Here is a 19,676-nt window from a genome sequence, read left to right as displayed (position 1 = left end):
GCGCTAAGGGGTTGCCCGGAACGAGTAGGAGCTGGTGTAGTGCACAAATTCACCGGTACCGCCGCTGTCCAGCACCTTAGTGCCGGTGGTTGAACCGTCCAACACCACCGTGTTCGCCGCCACCGAGGAGATGGTGTTGTTCGCAGCAATGTAGTTGTTGGCACCGGAGGCCACCAGGATGATGGTGGGTTTCTGGCCGGCCGGGCTCACTGAACCCGAGGGGACGTCGTAGCTGAAGTGGTTGCCCGTTACCGTGTTCCCGCTTCCTGCCAGATGAACCAGACCAAAGAGGTCATCCAGGCCATTGTTGTAGGGCTTGAGGGGATCGAAGGGTTCCATTTGCCGCAGGAAGTGGTTGGCGCCCACGAGGTTCTCCGTGCAGCTGCCTTCGAAGTTGACCATGCCGGGGTAGAACGCGTGGAAGCGGTTGCTGGTGATGGTGGAGCGCGTGCAGTTCTTGAAGTGCACGCTGCTCTTACCCCGTGGGAAGACATTGTTGGAGCTGACCAGCAAGCCCATGTGACCCTCCGCGTAAATGGAGAAACCCACGTAGCCCGCGCCGATCAGGTTGTCGGTGACCTTGGAGGCCTGCCCTGATCCGGTGAGCTCCACGCAGCTGCCGCATTCGGCGAGGAAGTTGCCGCTCACACTCAGGGCATCGGTATCCCGGACCACCAGGCCGTGTTCCAGGTAGACCATGCCCATGCCTTCCACCCGGCAGGAGTCGTTCGCGGAGTCAAAACGGATGCCCGTTTTGCCGTTGACGTAGGAGTTCTGGTTGGAGTTGAAGGACACCCCGTCCAAGCAGAAGTTCTGAAAGACGATGGAACTCAGGCGTGGGTCGCCGGTCCGGTAAACCCTGAAGGCATCGGTGTTTCCGTCCGTATTTTCGACCCGGATCCGACTGCCACCGGGGTTGATTTCATGCCAGCTGGACGTGTTGCCTGCGTTGTAGCGGATGCTGCTGGACGTGAAGCCGTGACCGGATCCGCGGATGGTCAGGAAGCTGATGTCGACGTTGACCCGGGTCTTGAGCGAGTAGTCTCCTGGCGGGATGTAGACCACCGCGCCGGGCTTGGAGGCCTGGTTGGTCTGTTGGGATTTCACATCGGCGATGATGCTGTTGATGATGAGCCCAATGTCGTTGTAGGGCGTAGCGGACGGGTTTCCGGGGACAGACCAGGTGGTGACGTCGTAGACAGTGGTCACAGCGTGTTCTCCTCACATCGTTGGGGGTACTGCTTGAGTGGCCTTGCGTGGTGCTGGGTTGTGCTGGCGTTGCGCTAGAGCATGCCGATGATGGCTCGGTGCCCGTGCACTGCGGGGTGCTCCGGGGCCGCCTGCCGGGCGGGCTCCTTCGCCAAGGCTTCCTTGGCGGACAGCACGACGGCGGAGGCCGCCACTGCCGCAGCGGGAATCAACCGGAGGATGCTCCTTCGGCTCAGCGATGGGGATGGGGATGGGTCCATGGTTCTCCTTCGAACTCGTGGGGCTGGTTTGGAGTGGGCCAGTGTCCGGTTCATGGGCAGCGGCACACCCGGTGCCAAAATGTGCCAAATCAGCCAAAATATGCCAAAACGATTTGTCGAGTGGCGCGGATCACTTTATGGGCATCCGATCCCTACCGTCAAGAGGCCGAAAAGTTTCGCGGGAAACAGTTGACACAAGCATTCATCCGGCCCTAATGTCATTGCCAAGTCGTTTTGGCAAAACGATTTTTCAAGCCAAAGACGTGAAATCCCCATCTCTCTGCAATTTCCGTTCAAGAGAAAGTGAGTCGACAGCGATGTCCACTCGAAACACCATCTCCAAGCTCGTCACCCTCGGCGGGCTGTGCACCGCCGTCGCACTCGTTGCCACCGGTTGTGGCGCCGGCGGTCCCGCACCATCCTCAGGCGGATCGGGCGGCTCCAGCTCCATCAACGTCCTGGTTGAAGCCGGCGGCCACGCCGAACTGACAGGCGTAGCCGAGCAGTGCAAGAAGGACGCCGGCATCGACGTGAACTTCGTCGAACTCCCCTACGACGGCATGTTCAACCGCCTCTCCAGCGAGTTCTCCTCCGGCAACGTCTCCTTCGACGTCGCCGCACTCGACTCCGTATGGCTTCCCAGCTTCAAGGACGCCGTGCAGCCCCTGGACGAACTCTTCACGGACGACGTCAAGAAGGACATCTTCCCGGCCCTCGTCAAGGAAGCCAACGTGGATGGCCACTTCATCGGCATGCCGGCCTGGACCAATGCCGAGATCATCCTGTACCGCAAGGACCTGTTCGAGGACGCCAAGAACAAGGCTGACTTCCAAGCCAAGTACGGTTACGAGCTCGCCGCCCCCAAGACGTGGAAGCAGTACCAGGACATTTCCGCGTTCTTCACCAAGGACGGCATGTACGGCACGGACGTCAAGGGCGCCGTGGAAACTGAATGGCTGGCCCACGTCCTTCAGGCGGGCTCCCCCATGGTCCTGGACAAGGACAACAATGTGGTCATCGACAACGCCGCCCACAAGGAAGCCCTGGACTTCTACGTGAGCTTGGCCAAGGATGCCCCGAGCGGTGCAGCGCAGGTTGACTGGGCAGCAGCACAAAACCTGTTCAACCAGGGCAAGACCGCCATGACCCGCTTCTGGGCCCACGCCTACCGCCAGATTCCCGCCGATGCTCCGGTGGCAGGAAAGGTGGGAGCCGCAGCAATGATTGGCGGCAGCGCCGGCGTCGCAGGTGTTCCGGGACCGTGGTACCTCTCCGTTCCCAAAGCCACCAAGAACACTGACGCCGCCAAGAAGTTCGTCAAGTGCGCCTATGACTACAACGACAAGGGAATCGAATCCAAGCTCGGTTTGGCCTCCCGTATCAGCGCGTTTGAAAAATACCAGGACCAGCCTGGCTACGAGAGCTTCAAGCCGCTGATCGAGACCCTCAACGGCCAGGCAACGGCCACCCGACCCGCTACCGCCAAGTGGCAGCAGATCGTTGATACCGTCCTGATCCCGTTGCTGCAGAAGGCCGTGGCCGGTGGCGACACCTCAACCCTCCTGGCCGATGCCAAGAAGCAGATCCAGGACCTCCTGAAGTAGAACTCCGCGGCCGGCACCGTTAGCAACTGAATGACAGTGCCGGCCGCGGTCCCAACCAGCAGAAAAGAAATACCGTGCGTATCTCCGATCGCCGCTTCGCCCTCTATCTGATGACGCCCGCGGCACTGTTCCTGGCCGTATTCGTGGCCTACCCCCTCTTCCGCCTGGTGGCAGACAGCTTCTTCAAGATCTCCCCCATCGCCGGCGGGCCCCGCGATTTTGTGGGGTTCCAAAACTACGTCACCGCCTTCACCTCCGAGGCCTTCACCAGCGCAGGGTGGCGTACGTTCGCCTACACCCTGGTGGTGGTGACCCTCGAATTCGCGCTCGGCCTGGGCATGGCACTGCTGTTCACCACGCTGGGCAGGAAATCCCAGATTTGGCGGACCGTCTTCCTCTACCCGTTGATGATCGCCCCGATCGTGGCGGGCCTGCTGTGGAAGTTCCTGATGATCGACAACTTCGGTCTGATCGGAACTCTCCTCCACCAGGCAGGGATCCTTTCGGACCCCAACCAGATCGGCTGGCTGTCCGACCCCAACATCGTGCTGTTCTCGGTGGCCATCCCGGACATCTGGCTCACCACGTCCTTCATGTGCCTGGTGCTCTTCGCAGGCCTCCAGAACATCCCCGGCGATCTGATTGAGGCCGCCCGCCTGGATGGTGCACGGGCTCCGGCACTCCTGTTCCGGATCATCCTTCCCCTGCTCCGCCCAGTGATCGCCGTTGCGCTGGTGGTCCGCGGAATCGATGCGGCCAGGGCCTTCGACACCATCCTCATCCAGACCAACGGCGGACCGCAGTCAGCCTCCGAGACGATGAGCCTGTTGATCTACCGCACCATGATCCGCTTCGGCGACCCTGGCCTGGCCAGTGCCATGGGCACCATCTACCTCCTCGCAATGCTCGCCATTGCCTTTGTTGCAGTGACCACCATCTGGCGGCCAGGAAAGGACAACTGATGAGCACCACAAGCGTCACCACCAAAGCCAGCCCGCCGTCGTCGGACTTCCCGGAAGCGCAGCCGCTGCGCAAGCGGCGCGGGGCCAACCGCGAAGGCCTCGAAGCCGGCCGGCGAAGCACCCGGACCATCCTTTGGATCCTGCTGGCAGCGGCCATGGTCCTCTACGGTTTCCCGTTCCTGTACCTGCTGTTCACGTCCTTCAAGACGCCGATCGATACCATCGCCGTCCCACCGACCATCCTTCCCAGGGAATGGACGCTGGAGAACTACACCAACGCCCTGGGCCGGAGCGGGGTGGTGGCATCCTTCATCAACAGCATCCAGACCGCCGTCATCAGCACCCTGCTATCGCTGGTTCTGGCCGTTCCGGCCGCCTACGGCATTACCCGCTACAAGACCCCCAGCGGCCAGGTATTCATCATGGCTGCACTGGTGACCCGCATGGTTCCACCCGTGGCCATCGGCATTCCGCTGGCGTCCATGATGGCCTCGGCGGGCTTGTCCGATACCCCGATCGCCCTCTCCATTGCGCACACCACCATCTCGCTGCCGCTCTCCATTTGGCTGATGTGCAGCTTCTTCGAATCCGTCCCCCGGGACCTTGAAGAGGCCGCAACCGTGGACGGCTGCAGCAGGTTGGGCGCGCTGTGGCGGGTAGTGATCCCGGTAGTGTCCGGCGGCATTGCGGTCACTGCGATCTTCGCCTTCCTGGCATCCTGGAACGAATTCCTGTTCGCACTCCTGATGACCGCCATCCGTTCGCAAACCACACCTGTGGTGATCGCGAACTTCCAGACTCAGTTCGGCCTGGATTGGGGATCCATGACGGCCCTCGCCGCCGTGTACTCGATTCCGGTCATCCTGCTGACGCTTCTGCTGCAGCGCAAGATCGTCGCGGGCATGACGCTGGGCGCAGTCAAGGGCTAATGCCACCAAGGCCACTGCCACCATCAACGAGTAGCCTACTGATAGCCCTTCCGGGGCATCGCCAACCATAAGGACGTGGGAGCCACATGAGCAGCAAGAACATCGGTATCAAGGACGTTGCCGTCGCCGCCGGCGTGTCCGTCACCACCGTCTCCCACGTCCTTAACGAGGTCTCTTACGCACGGATCAGCAGTGAAACCCGGGACAAGGTCCGGAACGCCGCCGAGGAGCTCGGCTACGGCCCCAACCGCCTGGCCCAGGCCCTTCGCACGCAGCGGACAGGAATGCTCGGCCTGGTAAGCGAGGAAATCGCTACCACACCCCATGCAGGCCGGATCATCCTCGGTGCTGATGAGGCTGCCAAGGCCCGGGGCTACAACCTGATGATCATCAACACCCCGGGCTCCGCCAGTCTCGAATCGAGGCAAGCCGACGTCCAGGCCCTCCTGGAGCGCCGGGTGGACGGGATCCTGTACGCCACCATGTACCACCGCAACGTGGAACTTCCCCGGAACCTGGAAAACGTACCGTCGGTCCTGGTGGACTCCGTGGCCATCGGCGGAAACATCACCGCAGTGGTCCCGGACGAAGACGGCGGCGCCCGCGCCGCCGTTGGGGCACTCCTGGACGCCGGCCACACCCGGATTGGATTCATCAACAACACCGACGACGTACCCGCCACCCGCCAGCGGCTCCAGGCCTTTCGGGCCATGCTCACCGAAGCCGGGCTCGACGGCGATGCCGCACCGGTCGAGTCCGAAGTCTCCGAAGTTCATGGCGGCTATGCGGCTGCCAAACGGATCCTGTCCCGGGAAGACCGCGCTGACGTGCCGACGGCACTGTTCTGCTACAACGACCGGATGGCCATGGGCGCCTACCGGGCAGCCGCCGAGTTAGGGCTCAGCATTCCCAAGGACCTCTCCGTTGTGGGCTTCGATGACCAGGAACTCATTGCCGCCAACCTCTACCCCGGCCTTACCACCGTGGCCCTCCCCCATTACGAGATGGGGGCTTGGGCAACGGATCACCTTATTGATGCCATCGAGGGCAAAGAAGATCTTTCCTTAATGGCGCTCCACCCCACCGTCCTGGGCTGTCCCCTGGTTCGCCGTGACTCGGTCGCGGCTCCACGGTAAGCCCAACCAGCCCTTCAACGTCCCAAAAGGAACGCACCACATGTCCAGTAGCCTTGACGCCGCACGCCCGGAAACAGCCCCGGCCGTCACTCCCAGGTTCCGGCCTGCCATCCATTTCACGGCACAGGACACCTGGCTGAACGACCCCAACGGCCTGGTCTTCCACGACGGTTTGTACCACCTCTTCTTTCAGAACAATCCCTACGGCAGCGTCTGGGGCAACATGTCCTGGGGGCACGCCACCTCCCCGGACCTCCTGCGCTGGACCGAACACCCCGTGGCTATCGCAGGCGATGAAACAGAGGACATTTTCTCCGGAAGCGTGGTGGTGGACCACGGCAACACCTCCGGTTTCGGCACAGCCGGGGCGCCGGCTTTGGTGGCCATATATACCAGCGCTTTCAAGCCCGGGACCGAACACAGTGGCACGCAGGCCCAGTCCCTGGCGTACAGCTCCGATTCGGGAATGACCTGGCAAAAGTACGGCGGTAATCCGGTGCTCACCCGGGACTCAGCCCACTTCCGGGACCCCAAAGTCTTCCGCTACCACAGCGGAGCGAGCGCGTACTGGGTCATGGTCGCCGTCGAAGCCCAACAGCAGAAAGTGGTTCTCTACCGTTCCGACGACCTAAAAACCTGGGACTTCCTAAGCGACTTTGGCCCGGCCAACGCCGACGCCGGTGAGTGGGAATGCCCTGACCTCTTTCCCTTGGCGGTGGACGGGGATCCTAAGGACATGAAGTGGGTGCTGATCGTCAACGTGAATCCCGGCGCTGTCGCGGGAGGTTCCGGCGGACAGTACTTCGTAGGACAGTTCGACGGCGTCAGCTTCATTCCGGACGCGGGTTCCCTTGCGGCGCCAGCGGGAGTCACCTCCCTGCCGGACGAATCTGCCAGGGCTGAGGCACTGCAGCAATGCCTGTGGTTGGACTGGGGCCGCGACTGCTACGCCTCGGTGTCCTTCAGCGACGTCCCGGATGAGAAGCGCATCATCATCGGCTGGATGAATAACTGGGACTACGCCAACCAGTTGCCCACAGCACCGTGGCGGTCCTCCATGACCCTCGCCCGCGAGCTGAAGCTGAAATCGGTCAGCGGCACCGCCCGGCTGGTCCAGTACCCCGTCCTAGCGGGTCCGGAGGAAGAACTGTTTCGCGCGGGCACCATCGAGTTGGGGTCGGAAGCCCTCACCTTGCCGGACGCCGTACCGGGCACGGCGCAGGTTATTGAGGCTGAGATCGCGCCGGGAACCGCAGAGCGTGTTGAGCTGCGACTGCTGGCCAGCTCCGACGGACGCCAAGGCACCCTGCTGAACTACACCCCGGGCAGCGGCAGGCTGACCCTTGACCGGACCCAGTCAGGGGACACATCGTTCCACGGGAAGTTCGCATCCGTCGAATCCGCACCGGTTGCACTGGAAGACGGCGTCCTTAAGCTGCTCATTGTGGTGGACCAGTGCTCCGTGGAAGTCTTCGCCCAGGACGGCACGGTGGTCCTGACGGACCTGGTCTATCCGGATGCCGACAGCCGGGAAACCCGGTTGTCCGCCCAAGGCGGCACCGCCACAGTTCTCAAGCTCGTTGTCTCAACACCCGCCTAAGGAGCAGGTTCCAATGCAGAACATCCAAAAGCCAACCAGCAGTCCGGCAACCGAAGTCATGGTTGTGGGCGAGGCCCTGGTGGATATCGTCGTCTCGACCCACGGCACCGTGGAGCATCCGGGAGGATCTCCGGCGAACGTGGCCTACGGCCTCGGCAGGCTCGGCGTGCCCACCTCATTGCTGACCTCCATTGGAGAAGACCACCATGGTGCTGCCATCCAGCGGCACCTGGCCGGTGCCGGCGTCGAACTCCTGGCCGGTGCCCGCGCAGGCGTCCGCAGCGCTACGGCAACAGCCACCCTGGCGTCGGACGGTTCAGCACGCTACGACTTCGACATTCAGTGGGATCTTCCCCGGATCACCCCAACCACCCTGCCCAAGATCCTGCACACAGGATCGATTGCCACCTTCCTGGAACCCGGAGCGGCAACTGTGCGCGATCTTCTTGAGCAGGTACATCAACGCTGTGTGGTCACCTACGATCCCAACATCCGGCCGGCCCTGGTGGGCAGCCACGCCCAGGCCACCACCACTTTCGAGGAACTCATTCCTTTCACCGACGTGGTCAAACTCAGTGATGAGGACGCGCACTGGCTTTACCCGGGCCTGTCCCTCGAAGACACTTCACGGCGCATCCTGGGCCTTGGGACCGGCCTCGTGGTGGTGACCAAGGGTTCGGAAGGATCCATGCTCTCGACCACCGGCGCCCAGGTCTTGGTTCCCTCCGTGACGTCCACCGTGGCTGACACCATTGGCGCGGGCGACTCGTACATGTCCGCCTTGATCTACGGGCTCCTCCAGACCGGAGTTGACCGACTCACTGAGGAGGCGCTGGAGTCCCTGGGCGGCCGGGCCGCCAAGGCCGCAGCCATCACTGTCCGTCGTGCGGGCGCCAACCCGCCGACGTCGGACGAGCTGCTGGCCGAACTGCCCGAACACCAGCCCGCCACCTGACCACCCCCAACTCCACGAGGATCCACACCATGTCCAGCAGCAACTACTACGATGTGACCACCTGGCCCACCGGCGACCCGTCCAAGGATGTCGGCGAGGTCATCAACAGCATCATCGCCGACGTCAAGGAACGCCAGAACGCCACAGATGTGAACGACGGCGGCAAGCCCGGTGCGGTGATCTACCTGCCACCGGGTGACTACCGGCTGCGCACGCAGGTCCTGATCGACATCAGCTTCCTTCGGATCCAGGGCTCAGGCCACGGGTTCACGTCCTCGAGCATCAGGTTCAACGTTCCCCAGGACGAATGGTCCGACCTTCATGAGCTGTGGCCCGGCGGCAGCCGCGTGCTGGTGGATCTTCCTCCCGCTGACAGCTCGGACCCCGCCAGCGGAGCAGCGTTCCTTGTTGAGCGTGCGGGCAGCCCCCGGATCAGTTCGGTGGAGTTCGCCAACTTCTGCATTGATGGCCTGCACTTCACCCCGGACGGCTCTGACATGCCGGCCGAGAATACATACATCAATGGCAAGACCGGGATTCACGTTGCCAGCGCCAACGACTCCTTCCGGATCAACGAGATGGGCTTCATCTACCTCGAACACGCCCTGACCATCCACAACGCCGATGCCCTCTCCATCCACAACAACTTCATCGCCGAATGCGGAAGCTGCATCGAATTGCGAGGCTGGGGTCAGGCATCGAAGATCACGGACAACCTGATCGGCGCGGGATTCAAGGGCCACTCGATCTATGCGGAGAACCATGGCGGACTCCTGGTCACGGCCAACAACGTCTTCCCACGGGGTGCCAGCAGCGTCCATTTCAGCGGTGTGACGCGCTCCAGCATCACCAACAACCGCCTGCATTCCTTCTATCCGGGCATGGTGGTCCTGGAGCGGAACAGCTCGGAAAACCTCGTGGCCACCAATCACTTCCTCCGCGACCACGAGCCCTGGACGCCGTTCCTCGGGATCGATAACGGGCTGGATGACCTCCACGGGGTCCTCAGTGTCAGCGGCAACAACAACTCGGTGATCGGGAACCACTTTTCACAGATCATCGACTCGGAGAGCGTCCGTCCGGAGGGCGCAACGCCGGTCATCATCCGCTTGCGTGAAGGCGCGGGCAATTTCGTCTCCAACAACCACGTGGTGGCCTTGAACGTGCACGCCAACGCCAGCGACGACTGCTTCGAGGCCCAGGTGGATGCCCTGCTGACCACCGATGCGGCTGAAGACCTGGCCGTGACCGCGGTCCTGGTGGACCCGGAATCAGCGCGGAACACTATCCTCGACTCGGGTAGGGAAACCCAAATCACCGCCGACCGGGCAAGCAACGCCATCCGTCCCACCCCTTAACCTGGGAGTTTTTGTCCAGCTAATGCCCTTAAGATTCGTTCTTAGGGGCATTACCTGTACAAAAACTCGCAAGGGGGACCACGTGCCAGAGACTATCCGCACCGCAACAGCCAACGACGCCGGGAAGCTGGCTGAGCTTGCCGCCATCACCTTCCCGCTGGCGTGCCCGCCGGGCTCCTCACCGGACGACATCCAGGCGCACCTTGAGAAGACACTCAGCGAGGCCAACTTTTCGGAATACCTCGCCGATGCGAACATCACGGTCATGGTGCTCGACGACGACGGGCAGCTCACCGGGTACACCATGCTGATTGCCAAGCCGGCAAGCGACCCCGACGTCGCCTCGGTGCTTTCGGCGCAGCCCTCCACCGAACTGAGCAAATGCTACGTCCACCCGGACCACCACGGAAAGGGCGCCGCAGCACGGCTGATCCAGGCATCCCTGGCCCTGGCCGCGGACAAGGGCGCATCCGGGGTGTGGCTGGGCGTCAACAGCGAGAACGCCAAGGCCATCCGCTTCTACGAGAAGAGCGGTTTCCAGCGCGTCGGCACCAAATCGTTCAAGCTCGGCAACACGGTGGAACACGACTTCGTCATGGAGAACAGGCTTTAGCCAAACAAGTCCCCGGCCAGCTGCGGCCGGGGGTCGTTGCGCAAATGGAGTCCCTCCGGAAGGCCGCTGACTGTACCCGAGGAACCGGACGCCCGCACGGTGAGCCGCGAACTCCCGAGCAGCACGTTGTCGGCCGTGAACCCGCCGAAGGACTCCGGGAGGATCGGAGCCAAGTGGAGCACGTCCCGCGTGAAATCGGGATCGAACCGCAACAGGATCCGGGCCAGTTGGACCGGTGCCGCAGCCGCCCACGCCTGCGGGGAACACGCCGTCGGATACGGTACGGGCTCCGCGAACTCTGAACGGTCAAAGCCGCAAAACAGCTCAGGGAGCTGACCGCCAAAGTGCTCGGCGGCGTCGAACAGTCCACTGGCCACCCGGCTGGCTTCGTCCACGAAGCCGTAGCGCATGAGTCCCGTGGCGGCGAGCGCCGTATCGTGGGGCCAGACCGAGCCGTTGTGGTAGCTGACGGGGTTGTAGGCACCCATGTCGGAGCCGAGGGTGCGGATGCCCCAGCCGGTGAACATCTCCTTGGACATCAGCCGCTCCGCCACCTGTGGCGCCTTGTCCTCGTCGACGATGCCCACCCACAGGCAATGGCCCATGTTGGACGTACACGAATCCACGGGGTTCTTGTCCTTGTCCAGCGCCAGGGCGAAGTAACCCTTGTCCGGCAACCAGAAGGTCTTGTTGAAGGCCTCCTTCAGCTCTGCGGCCTTGTCCGCGCAACGGCGTTCGACGGCGGTGTCGCCCGCCGCGCGCGCCAGCAGGGACCGGCCCACGTATGCCGCGTAGGCGTAGGCCTGGACTTCACACAGGGCGATCGGGGCCTCCGCCATCCGGCCGTCAGCAAAGTTGATCCCGTCCCACGAGTCCTTCCATCCCTGGTTCACCAGGCCGTGGTTGTTGGGGCGCTGGTATTCGATGAACCCGTCCCCGTCACGGTCGCCGTACTGCTCCATCCATTCGATGGCCCGGTCAGCATGCGGCAGAAGGGACTCGATGATGTCCTCGCCCAGGCCCCAGCGGCTCAACTCGCCCAGGGTGGAGACGAAAAGCGGCGTCGCATCGGCTGTGCCGTAATAGGCGGTGCCGCCCAACGACAACCCCGCCGTGATCCCGAGCCGGACCTCGTGCGGCATGCGCCCGGGCTCCTCTTCGGAATCGGGGTCCACCTTGCTGCCTTGCAGTCCGGCCAGTGTTTGGAGCGTCCCGGCGGCCAGGCTCGGATCAACCATGAGGGACATGTAGGAGGCCAGCAGGGAGTCCCGTCCGAAGAGGGCCATGAACCACGGCGCCCCGGCGGCGATGGCGGCACGGCCGGGGTGTTCGTCGTCGAAAATCCTCAGTGATCCGAGGTCCCGCTGACTTTGGGCAAGGACGTCCGTGACGTTTTGGTCGCTGACCGTGATGCGCGGAACGTGCTCCTCCCATTGGGTCTGCCGGCGTGCTCCCGTGCTGTGTTTAAGGGGCGTTCCTGCGGTGAAGGGATCGTCCGGGGCCTCACCGTTGACCAGCGGCAGGGCAATGATGGTGGTCGACCACTGCTCACGGGCAGGGATGGTGACGTTGAACGTCAGCCCTTCCTCCGTGACTTTTGCTCCGTGCGCCTGGAACAGCACTCCCCGTCGCTGTCCGCTGGAGTGCAGGGCGTCTATGTGCAGCCCGTCCTCCCGCGCCGCCTTGATGGTTTGCTCGGCGGTTCCCACCCTGCCGCCTTTGACGTCGAAGAGGTCGGCGAGGTCGGCGTCGATCAGCAGTTCGATGGTGCACGTTGACGGGGTGCCGGAGTAGTTGGTGATGGTGAGGTCATCGCGGAGCCCTGATCCGACGCTGCGCTGGTGCCGGACCAGCAGCGGGCTTTCAAAGCGCCCGTCCTCGGTACAGGCCCGGCCCACGTATTCGGCCTGGAACGACGCCGGGTTGCGGGCCACCAGGGGCTCCCGGGGTTCGCCGTTGATGCGCAGCACCCAGCGGGACACAATGCGCGTGTCCTGGTAATACGCGCCTTGCGAACCGCCTGCGTGGATGTCGCCCGGGTGGGCGGAAATGCAGAAGGACGAGCCTTCGACGACGGTCACCGCCCCCAGTTCGGATGCTCCGGCTTCCGTGTCTGCGTTCCAAGCGGTCATGCGCGGCAGGGCTCCTCTGGCGGGGTTGGTTTCGCGGACAAGCAACCTCTGGCTACGAGGCCTGCCTCTGATTCTCTTCCACGTAGCCGCCGTCGGGAAGCCCCTTGCTGCTGAATTGTTGAAGGATGCGCGAATAGAGGGCCAGATGCTCGGCAGCCATCCGGCCGGCGCTGAAGTACTCGTCCACCGAGCGCCGGCATTCGGCCCGGCTCAGGCGTGCGGCGGTATCCAGGAAGCCGGCGAGGTCCCGGACCTCGCCCAGGAAGCCGGTCTTGCCGTGCTTGACGATTTCAGGAGCGGCACCCATCGGGGTGGATATCACGGGAGTGCCCGTGGCCAGTGACTCGATCATCACCAACCCAAAAGGCTCGGGCCATTGGATGGGGTTGATCAATGCCACGGCACCGCCCATGAGCTCGTATTTTTCGGGGTCGGAGAGTTCACCCAGGAACTCCTCCTGCGGGCCCAGGGCAGGCTTCACGACCTCCCGGAAGAAGTCCTGTTCGTCTTGGGCGTGCATTTTGGCGGCTATTTTCAGCGGTACACCGGCCTCGCGGGCAACTGCCACCGCTTCCATGAGCCCCTTGTCCTGGCACATCCGTCCCACAAAGCACGCATAACCGCCTAGCCCGTCCCCCATGGACACAGTGGACAAGTCCAAGCCATGGTGGATGACCGCTGCAACGTTGAGGTCCGGGAACATGGACCGTTGGTCATTGGAGATGGCGATGATGGACGTGTCCCGCTCCATGGCGCGGTAGAGCTCCGCCGACTGGGCGGTGAACTGGCCGTGGATGGTGGTGACTACCGGGATGGCAGGAGGTCGGTAAGCGTAGAGGGGTCCGGCCAGCGTATGGTCGTGGATGATGTCCACCCCGCCCAGCCCGCGGTAGGCCTTGATGACATGGTCCAGCTCGCTGAGGGTCAGTCCGAGTTCATCCGGCTGGCTTGGGCCGAAACCGGGGATGCGGGGCACCGGACAGGTGCTGTCGGAGGCTGCCGCCAGGAGGACTTCATGCCCGGCGTCAACCAGCGCGCGGGCGAGGGCGTCCACCACCCTTTCCGTGCCGCCGTATTTTTCGGGCGGGACGGTAAACCATGGTCCAACAATGAGTCCAATGCGCATCCGGGCCTCCGCGCATAACCCCCAAACCATGGGCTGGCTTCATAACCCTCCTCAAGGCTAGGCGTCCCGTGAGGAAAATAACAGGCCGCCGCCGGAATGCCCTGGAGCCGGGCGGGGTTGACGCAACCATGAAGATTGAGATCTGGTCAGACGTCGCGTGCCCGTGGTGCTACATCGGCAAGCGCCGTTTCGAGACCGCCCTGGCACAGTTCCCCCACCGCGACTCCGTGGACATCGAATGGAAGAGCTACCAGCTGGATCCCTCCGTTCCGGGGCATTATGACGGCACGGAGCTGGACTACCTCAGCCAGCGCAAGGGCATGGCTCCGGAGCAGGTCAAGCAGATGTTCGCGCACGTCACGGAGACCGCCAAGGGCGAAGGCCTGGATTACCACTTCGACAAGGTGGTTGTGGCCAACAGCTTCACCGCCCACCGCCTCATCCACCTGGCTGCCGGCCACGGACGCCAGGACGCCGCCAAGGAACGACTGCTCAGCGACCACTTTGAGCACGGCAAGGACATCGGCAACCAGGAGTACCTGACGGAGCTCGGTGAAGCCCTCGGCCTGCCGGCACAGGAAGTTGCCGAACTCTTCACGTCCGACAAGTTCACGGACGAGGTCAAGGAAGACATCAACGAGGCCCGTGCCATCGGCGTGACCGGCGTTCCGTTTTTCGTGATCGACCGCAAGTACGGCATCTCCGGCGCCCAGCCTGCCGAACTTTTCAGCCAGGCCCTGAACCAGGCATGGCAGGAAGCCAACCCGCTGATCCCGGTCGGCGCTTCCGACGCCGAGGCCTGCGGCCCGGACGGCTGCAGCGTTTAACCCAACGCGGGGTCACTTATGGCCCAAAATCCCCCTTGGGATAGGCCATAAGTGACCCCGCGTTGCTTTATTGGCGAGGGCTAGGCCTTCGCCACCTCAAGCTCGACGACGGCCCAGGACAAGGCGGGCAGCGTCAGGCGCAGCTCCGAACCAGTCGCCTTCACGCCGTCCAGCGGCTTGAGCCCAACCCGGCCCGGCTGGTCCTGGCTGTTGATGGTGAAGCGGTCGCCGCCGTCGGGAATTTCCAGGACCTCGGCGCGGACCACCTGCCGGGCGTCGAACCCCCGCAGGGCGGTCTCGACGTCGGCCGCTTCCTCCAGGCCGCGGTTCGCGAAGAACAAGGCAACCCGGCCCGTTTCCTCGTTCCACGTTGCGCTGACGTCCACCAGGTCGGTGTCCCCGAACCGGTTGTTGGAGTACTTGTCCGAATCAACTGAGAGCCGCAGGATCTGTCCTGTGGCGAGCTCCGCCATCCGGGCGAACGGGTGGAAAATGGTCTGCTTCCAGGCCGGCCCGTTTTCCTCGGAAAGGATCGGTGCGATCACGTTGACCAGCTGCGCCTGGTTGGCGATCTTTACCCGGTCGCCATGGCGCAGCAGCGAGTTGAGCAGGGTCCCCACCACCACGGCGTCGGTCACGTTGTACTGGTCCTCGATGACACGCGGGTGTTCGCGCCACGGAGCCTTGACGATGTTGCTCAGCTGGTCCTCGGTGTCCCGGCCGCGCTGGTACCAGACGTTCCACTCATCAAAGGACAGGTTAATGTGCTTCTTGTGCTTGCCCTTGGCCCTGACGGCATCGGCCGTAGCGATCACTGACTCAATGAAGTAGTCGGTGTCGACGGCGGACGCCAGGAAGCTGCCGACGTCGCCCTCCTCCTCGAAGTAGTAGGCGTGGAGGGACACATAGTCCACTTCCTCATAGGTGTGCGTGAGGACGGTCTGCTCCCAGGCCCCGAAGGTGGGCATCCTGGAATTCGAGCTGCCGCACGCGACGAGTTCAATGGACGGATCCACGTATCGCATGGCCTTGGCGGCTTCCTGGGCCAGTCGGCCGTATTCATCGGCTGTCTTGTGCCCGATCTGCCACGGGCCGTCCATCTCATTGCCGAGGCACCAGAGCTTGATGTCGAACGGGTCCTTGTGGCCGTTCTTCGCCCGGAGGTCAGACCAGTACGTGCCTCCGCTGTGGTTGGAGTACTCCACAATGGCACGGGCTTCCTCGACTCCCTTGGTGCCCAGATTGATGGCTTCCATGATTTCGGTGCCGGCCTGCCTGGACCAGTCCACGAATTCGTGCAGTCCAAAGGCGTTGGTCTCCACGGTGTGCCAGGCGCCATCCAGGCGGCGGGGCCTGTTTTCCCGTGGACCGATCCCGTCTTCCCAGTTGTAGCCGGAGACGAAGTTGCCGCCGGGGTACCGGACAACGGTGGCGCCGAGTTCCTTGACGAGCTTGAGGACGTCCTGGCGGAAGCCGTGCTCGTCAGCCTCCGGGTGTCCGGGTTCGTAAATCCCGGTGTAGACGCAGCGGCCCATGTGCTCCACGAAGGAGCCGAAGAGCCGGCGGGGTACCTCCCCGATGGTGAAGTCGCGATCGAGGGTGATGCGTGCGCGGGACATGTATCTCCTTGGTTGTGTGTTTCAGGTCTGGTGGTGCAGCAATGCGGACCGGTCAGGTCCCGGCAAGTCCTGTGGTGGAAATGCCCTTGATGATCTGGCGCTGGAAGAACAGGAAGACGACAATCAGCGGCAGCGCGGCCAACAACGCCGACGCCATGTTCTGGGCGTACTGCACGCCGTAGGCGCTCTTGATGGTCTGCAGGCCCACCGGAAGGGTCAGCAGGGAATCGTCGTTGGTGGAGATGAACGGCCACAGGAAGTTGTTCCACGCGCCGATGAACACAAAGATCGCGACGGCGGCCAGGATCGGCCGGGACAACGGCAGGATGATCTGCATGAAGATCCGGAGCCGGCTGGCCCCGTCCATCACGGCCGCTTCCTCGAGTTCACGCGGAATCTGGTCGAAGAACCTCTTGAGGACGAACACCATGGCGGGGTGGATCACCTGCGGAAGGATGATGGCCCACGGGGTATCGATCATCTTGAACGCGAGCATTTGGTAGAAAAGCGGGATCATGAGTACCGGCGGCGGCACGATGATGCTGGCGATGATGGCCGTCATCAGTACCTTCTTGCCCTTGAACTCGATCCGGGACAATGCATAAGCGATGAGGGCGGAGATCACCAGCGTGATGAGGGTGATCGCAGCGGAGGTGTAGAGCGAATTCCATGTCCAGAGCGGGATGTTGCCGGCTTGGAAGACGTTGGCAAAAGCGTCGAACGTAAAGCCCGACGGCGGGATCCAGCTGACCTTCGAGGCCGAGGCGTCCGCTTCGGATTTGAAGGCGGTGACCGTTGCCCAGGCGAAGGGAACCAACCAGAGGACAGCGAGGACGGCGGCGACCACGACGGCTGCGGCCTTGCCCACTGTCAGCTTCTTGCGTGGTTGGCGGATGACCTGGCCGGCAGTGCTGCGCGGGATGGATCGGGTGAGGGTGGTATTTGCCATGGCTATGCACTCCTGCGGCGGGTGATGACGAACTGCAAGGCAGAGACCAGCACGATCAGTCCGAAGAAGATGTAGGAGATGGCTGCGGAGTATCCCAGCCGGTATCCGGTAAACCCGGTTTCGAAGATGTACTGAACCACGGGCCTGGTCGATCCGCCCGGACCGCCGGACGTCATCTGGTAGATCTGGTCGAAGACCTTCAGGGAAGCGAGGATCTGGAGCAGCACGATCATCACCGTGGTGGGGGTGAGCTGTGGCAGCGTGATGGAGAAGAACTGCCGCCAGGCTCCGGCGCCGTCCAGCGATGCTGCCTCATAGTGCTGAGCGGGAATGTTTTGCATTGCCGCCAAGTACAGAAGGAAATTGAATCCCACGGTCCACCAGAGCGTTGCAATCACGATCGACCACATGGCCACATTGGGATCGTTGAGCCACCCGATCTTCGGGATGCCGAACTTGGACAGGAAATCGTTGATCAGTCCGAGCTGCGGGTTGTACATCCAGACGAAGAACAGGGAGACAACCGTGGATGCCAGAAGGAAGGGCGCGAAGTAGGAAAGCCGCCAAAGCCACTGGGCGGGAAGGCCGATGTTCAACAGCGCAGCCATCACCAACGCCACCAGCACCAATGGCACGGTGCTGATCACGGTGAAATAGAGCGTGTTTCCCAGGGAACGCCACATACCGGCATCGGCAAAGGCCTCGGAGTAGTTGGAAAATCCAATGAGGACGTCGTTGGCTCCCGTGAGGGATTTGCCCGTCAGGCTCATATAGAAGCCGTACAGGATTGGCCATACAAGGAACACGAGGAAGAAGACGAGGAACGGCGCAGCGAAGGTCCAGCCGCTCACGTTGTCCCTGCTGTTGCGCAGGGAGGGCCCGGTCTTGGTGCCGGGAGTGGGTTTTGTCCGTACTTGGCTGGTCTGCCGGGACACTGTAGAGGAACTCATGAAGGACTCCTTTGTCGCTCGGTGTGCTGTGCCGGTCAGACCGGGTTGGGCCGGGATAGAAGGTCGTTGGTGCGGGCCACGAAACCGTCCCACCCCTCAGCTGCTTTGCTGCGTCCCAGAAGTACGTTCTGGATGTACTCGGCAAAATAGTTCTGCCAGTCCGAGCCTGATCCGCTGAACCAGGCCTCGGGGTCGTAAGCGATGATGTCTGCGGCGTTGGCATAGTGGACTTGAGGGGTGAGTTCCCGGTATGCCTGCGACTGCACTACGGGCTGGTATGCCGGGATGTGCCCCGCCTCGGCCCACGACAACGAACCCTTGAGGATGTCGCTGACGAACTTGTAGGCGTCCTTGCGTTTTTCTTCATCCACCGCGAGTTGCCGTGGAAGCACGAAGGAATGCGAATCGGCGTACGACGCGGGCGTCCCGTAGAGCGTCGGGATGGTGGCAGCGTCAACCGGAAGCTTGGCCTTCTTCATGGTGGGCAGTTCCCAGCCGCCGCTGAAGAGCATTCCCGAGTCGCCCCTGACAAACTCGGCGATGCCGGTGTTGATGTCGTTGCCCTTGGCCGCGATCGTGTCATCAAAGAGCGACGCCATGAATTCCAGTGACTCAACGGCAGCGTCCCTGTCGGCCTGCATGGGCTGGCCTGGAGTCAGTACGATCTCGGCCCCGTGCTGCTTGTAGAGCGTGTAGAACAGGCGCCACATTTGCGAGCCGAGGTTCAGGTATCCGAAGGAGAGGCCGTGGGCCTTGGTGACTTTTTGCATCTCCAGTGCCATGGCTTTGAATCCGTCCGGCGAGTTCACTTCCTGCAAGAGGCCGTTGCTTTCCAGGAGCCCCGCTTTACCGGCGATGTCCGTGTTGTAGAACATGATGAACGGGTGGGAGTCCAGTGCGAGCGAGAACACCTTTCCGTCCTGCTGGCTCTTTTCCCAGATACGCGGGGCAAAGTTCTCCGGCGTGATGCCGTTCTCTGCCAGCAGGCCCAGGTCCCAGGGCTCGATGAGGCCGCCGGGGGCGTAGCCGGGAACCCGGCTGGCATGCATGATGGCTACTTCCGGCGGCCGTCCGCCGGCCGATGCCATGGCCAGCTTGGTGTAGTAGGGCGGTCCCCAGGCCAACACCGTGGGGTGGACCTTGAAGCCCGGATTGGCGCTGTTGGCGTTGGCGATCATGGCCTGCATCTTGGTGCCGTCTCCTCCGGAGAGGAGGTGCCAGAAGTTGATGGTCGGGACGGCCGCGGCTCCCGCCGATCCGCCGCATCCTGTGAGGCCCGTGGCCAAAAGCCCGCCGCCCAGCAGCGCCGAGCCTGTCAATAACTGTCTCCGGGACAAACTTCTCCCGGTCAAAGATTCAAACTGCTTCACCCGTCACTCCTTTGGAAGGGTCCGCTGAAAGGACACACAATGCTGCACGAAAGTCCGGCTTCGCTGCGTCTCCACGC

General features: G+C 62.9%; 17 protein-coding genes. 9 read left to right on the top strand and 8 right to left on the bottom strand.

What is annotated here, in order from left to right; translation table 11 throughout:
- Nucleotides 1–3: 3 nt before the first annotated feature.
- Together JMY29_RS03120 and JMY29_RS03115 are read right to left on the bottom strand one after the other, a co-directional pair.
- The gene (locus tag JMY29_RS03120) at nucleotides 4–1,209 is read right to left on the bottom strand and encodes a NosD domain-containing protein (protein WP_079581599.1); all 1,206 of its coding nucleotides are present in this window, start codon (nucleotides 1,207–1,209) and stop codon (nucleotides 4–6) included.
- Nucleotides 1,210–1,283: 74 nt separating this feature from the next.
- Nucleotides 1,284–1,469, bottom strand: a complete 186-nt coding sequence (locus JMY29_RS03115; RefSeq protein WP_146230296.1) for a hypothetical protein — start codon at nucleotides 1,467–1,469, stop codon at nucleotides 1,284–1,286.
- Between the two features lie 317 nt (nucleotides 1,470–1,786).
- Here JMY29_RS03115 and JMY29_RS03110 point away from each other — a divergent pair, with 317 nt between their 5' ends.
- The 8 genes from JMY29_RS03110 (at nucleotide 1,787) to JMY29_RS03075 (ending at nucleotide 10,626) form a co-directional block, all read left to right on the top strand.
- Nucleotides 1,787–3,073: an ABC transporter substrate-binding protein gene (locus tag JMY29_RS03110; RefSeq protein WP_189076185.1), complete on the top strand. Its 1,287-nt coding sequence runs from the start codon at nucleotides 1,787–1,789 to the stop codon at nucleotides 3,071–3,073.
- A 74-nt stretch (nucleotides 3,074–3,147) separates the two neighbouring features.
- On the top strand, nucleotides 3,148–4,035 hold the full coding sequence (locus JMY29_RS03105) for a carbohydrate ABC transporter permease (protein WP_039239628.1): 888 nt from the start codon (nucleotides 3,148–3,150) through the stop codon (nucleotides 4,033–4,035).
- Complete coding sequence (locus JMY29_RS03100; RefSeq protein ID WP_227453676.1) at nucleotides 4,035–4,964, top strand: carbohydrate ABC transporter permease; 930 nt, start codon at nucleotides 4,035–4,037, stop codon at nucleotides 4,962–4,964. Before JMY29_RS03105 ends, JMY29_RS03100 begins: the two co-directional genes overlap by 1 nt.
- An 86-nt stretch (nucleotides 4,965–5,050) precedes the next feature.
- Nucleotides 5,051–6,100 carry a LacI family DNA-binding transcriptional regulator gene (locus tag JMY29_RS03095; protein WP_018778062.1) on the top strand — a complete coding sequence of 350 codons (1,050 nt, stop codon included), beginning with the start codon at nucleotides 5,051–5,053 and terminating at the stop codon, nucleotides 6,098–6,100.
- A gap of 40 nt (nucleotides 6,101–6,140) precedes the next feature.
- The gene (locus JMY29_RS03090) at nucleotides 6,141–7,700 is read left to right on the top strand and encodes a glycoside hydrolase family 32 protein (RefSeq protein ID WP_189076186.1); all 1,560 of its coding nucleotides are present in this window, start codon (nucleotides 6,141–6,143) and stop codon (nucleotides 7,698–7,700) included.
- Between the two features lie 13 nt (nucleotides 7,701–7,713).
- A complete protein-coding gene (locus JMY29_RS03085) occupies nucleotides 7,714–8,655 on the top strand; it encodes a carbohydrate kinase family protein (RefSeq protein ID WP_189076187.1) in 942 nt (313 codons plus the stop codon).
- A 29-nt stretch (nucleotides 8,656–8,684) separates the two neighbouring features.
- The gene (locus JMY29_RS03080) at nucleotides 8,685–10,013 is read left to right on the top strand and encodes a NosD domain-containing protein (RefSeq protein ID WP_189076188.1); all 1,329 of its coding nucleotides are present in this window, start codon (nucleotides 8,685–8,687) and stop codon (nucleotides 10,011–10,013) included.
- A gap of 82 nt (nucleotides 10,014–10,095) precedes the next feature.
- Nucleotides 10,096–10,626: a GNAT family N-acetyltransferase gene (locus JMY29_RS03075; protein WP_018778066.1), complete on the top strand. Its 531-nt coding sequence runs from the start codon at nucleotides 10,096–10,098 to the stop codon at nucleotides 10,624–10,626.
- On the opposite strand, the gene JMY29_RS03070 is transcribed toward JMY29_RS03075, so the two are convergent.
- Both JMY29_RS03070 and JMY29_RS03065 read right to left on the bottom strand, forming a co-directional pair.
- Nucleotides 10,623–12,758: an amylo-alpha-1,6-glucosidase gene (locus JMY29_RS03070; protein WP_189076189.1), complete on the bottom strand. Its 2,136-nt coding sequence runs from the start codon at nucleotides 12,756–12,758 to the stop codon at nucleotides 10,623–10,625. The two genes, JMY29_RS03075 and JMY29_RS03070, sit on opposite strands and share 4 nt — an antisense overlap.
- Before the next feature lie 52 nt (nucleotides 12,759–12,810).
- Entirely contained in the window at nucleotides 12,811–13,884 is a 1,074-nt protein-coding gene (locus JMY29_RS03065; RefSeq protein ID WP_189076190.1) for a glycosyltransferase family 4 protein, read from the bottom strand.
- A gap of 128 nt (nucleotides 13,885–14,012) precedes the next feature.
- Between JMY29_RS03065 and JMY29_RS03060 the strand changes: the two genes are divergently transcribed.
- Nucleotides 14,013–14,711, top strand: a complete 699-nt coding sequence (locus JMY29_RS03060; protein ID WP_189076212.1) for a DsbA family oxidoreductase — start codon at nucleotides 14,013–14,015, stop codon at nucleotides 14,709–14,711.
- Between the two features lie 80 nt (nucleotides 14,712–14,791).
- On the opposite strand, the gene arfA is transcribed toward JMY29_RS03060, so the two are convergent.
- From arfA to JMY29_RS03040, 4 genes are read right to left on the bottom strand one after another with little or no spacing between them, the layout of a single operon-like run.
- The gene (arfA, locus tag JMY29_RS03055) at nucleotides 14,792–16,330 is read right to left on the bottom strand and encodes an arabinosylfuranosidase ArfA (protein WP_018778070.1); all 1,539 of its coding nucleotides are present in this window, start codon (nucleotides 16,328–16,330) and stop codon (nucleotides 14,792–14,794) included.
- A 52-nt stretch (nucleotides 16,331–16,382) separates the two neighbouring features.
- Nucleotides 16,383–17,279 carry a carbohydrate ABC transporter permease gene (locus JMY29_RS03050; RefSeq protein ID WP_018778071.1) on the bottom strand — a complete coding sequence of 299 codons (897 nt, stop codon included), beginning with the start codon at nucleotides 17,277–17,279 and terminating at the stop codon, nucleotides 16,383–16,385.
- 2 nt (nucleotides 17,280–17,281) lie between these two features.
- Nucleotides 17,282–18,229 carry a carbohydrate ABC transporter permease gene (locus tag JMY29_RS03045; protein ID WP_110504916.1) on the bottom strand — a complete coding sequence of 316 codons (948 nt, stop codon included), beginning with the start codon at nucleotides 18,227–18,229 and terminating at the stop codon, nucleotides 17,282–17,284.
- A gap of 35 nt (nucleotides 18,230–18,264) precedes the next feature.
- The gene (locus JMY29_RS03040; RefSeq protein WP_026267213.1) at nucleotides 18,265–19,599 is read right to left on the bottom strand and encodes an extracellular solute-binding protein; all 1,335 of its coding nucleotides are present in this window, start codon (nucleotides 19,597–19,599) and stop codon (nucleotides 18,265–18,267) included.
- Between the last annotated feature and the right edge of the window lie 77 nt (nucleotides 19,600–19,676).

The sequence above is a fragment of the Paenarthrobacter nicotinovorans genome (assembly GCF_021919345.1).
Taxonomy (GTDB): Bacteria; Actinomycetota; Actinomycetes; order Actinomycetales; family Micrococcaceae; genus Arthrobacter; species Arthrobacter nicotinovorans.
This window is presented reverse-complemented; position numbering and strand designations above follow the sequence as displayed.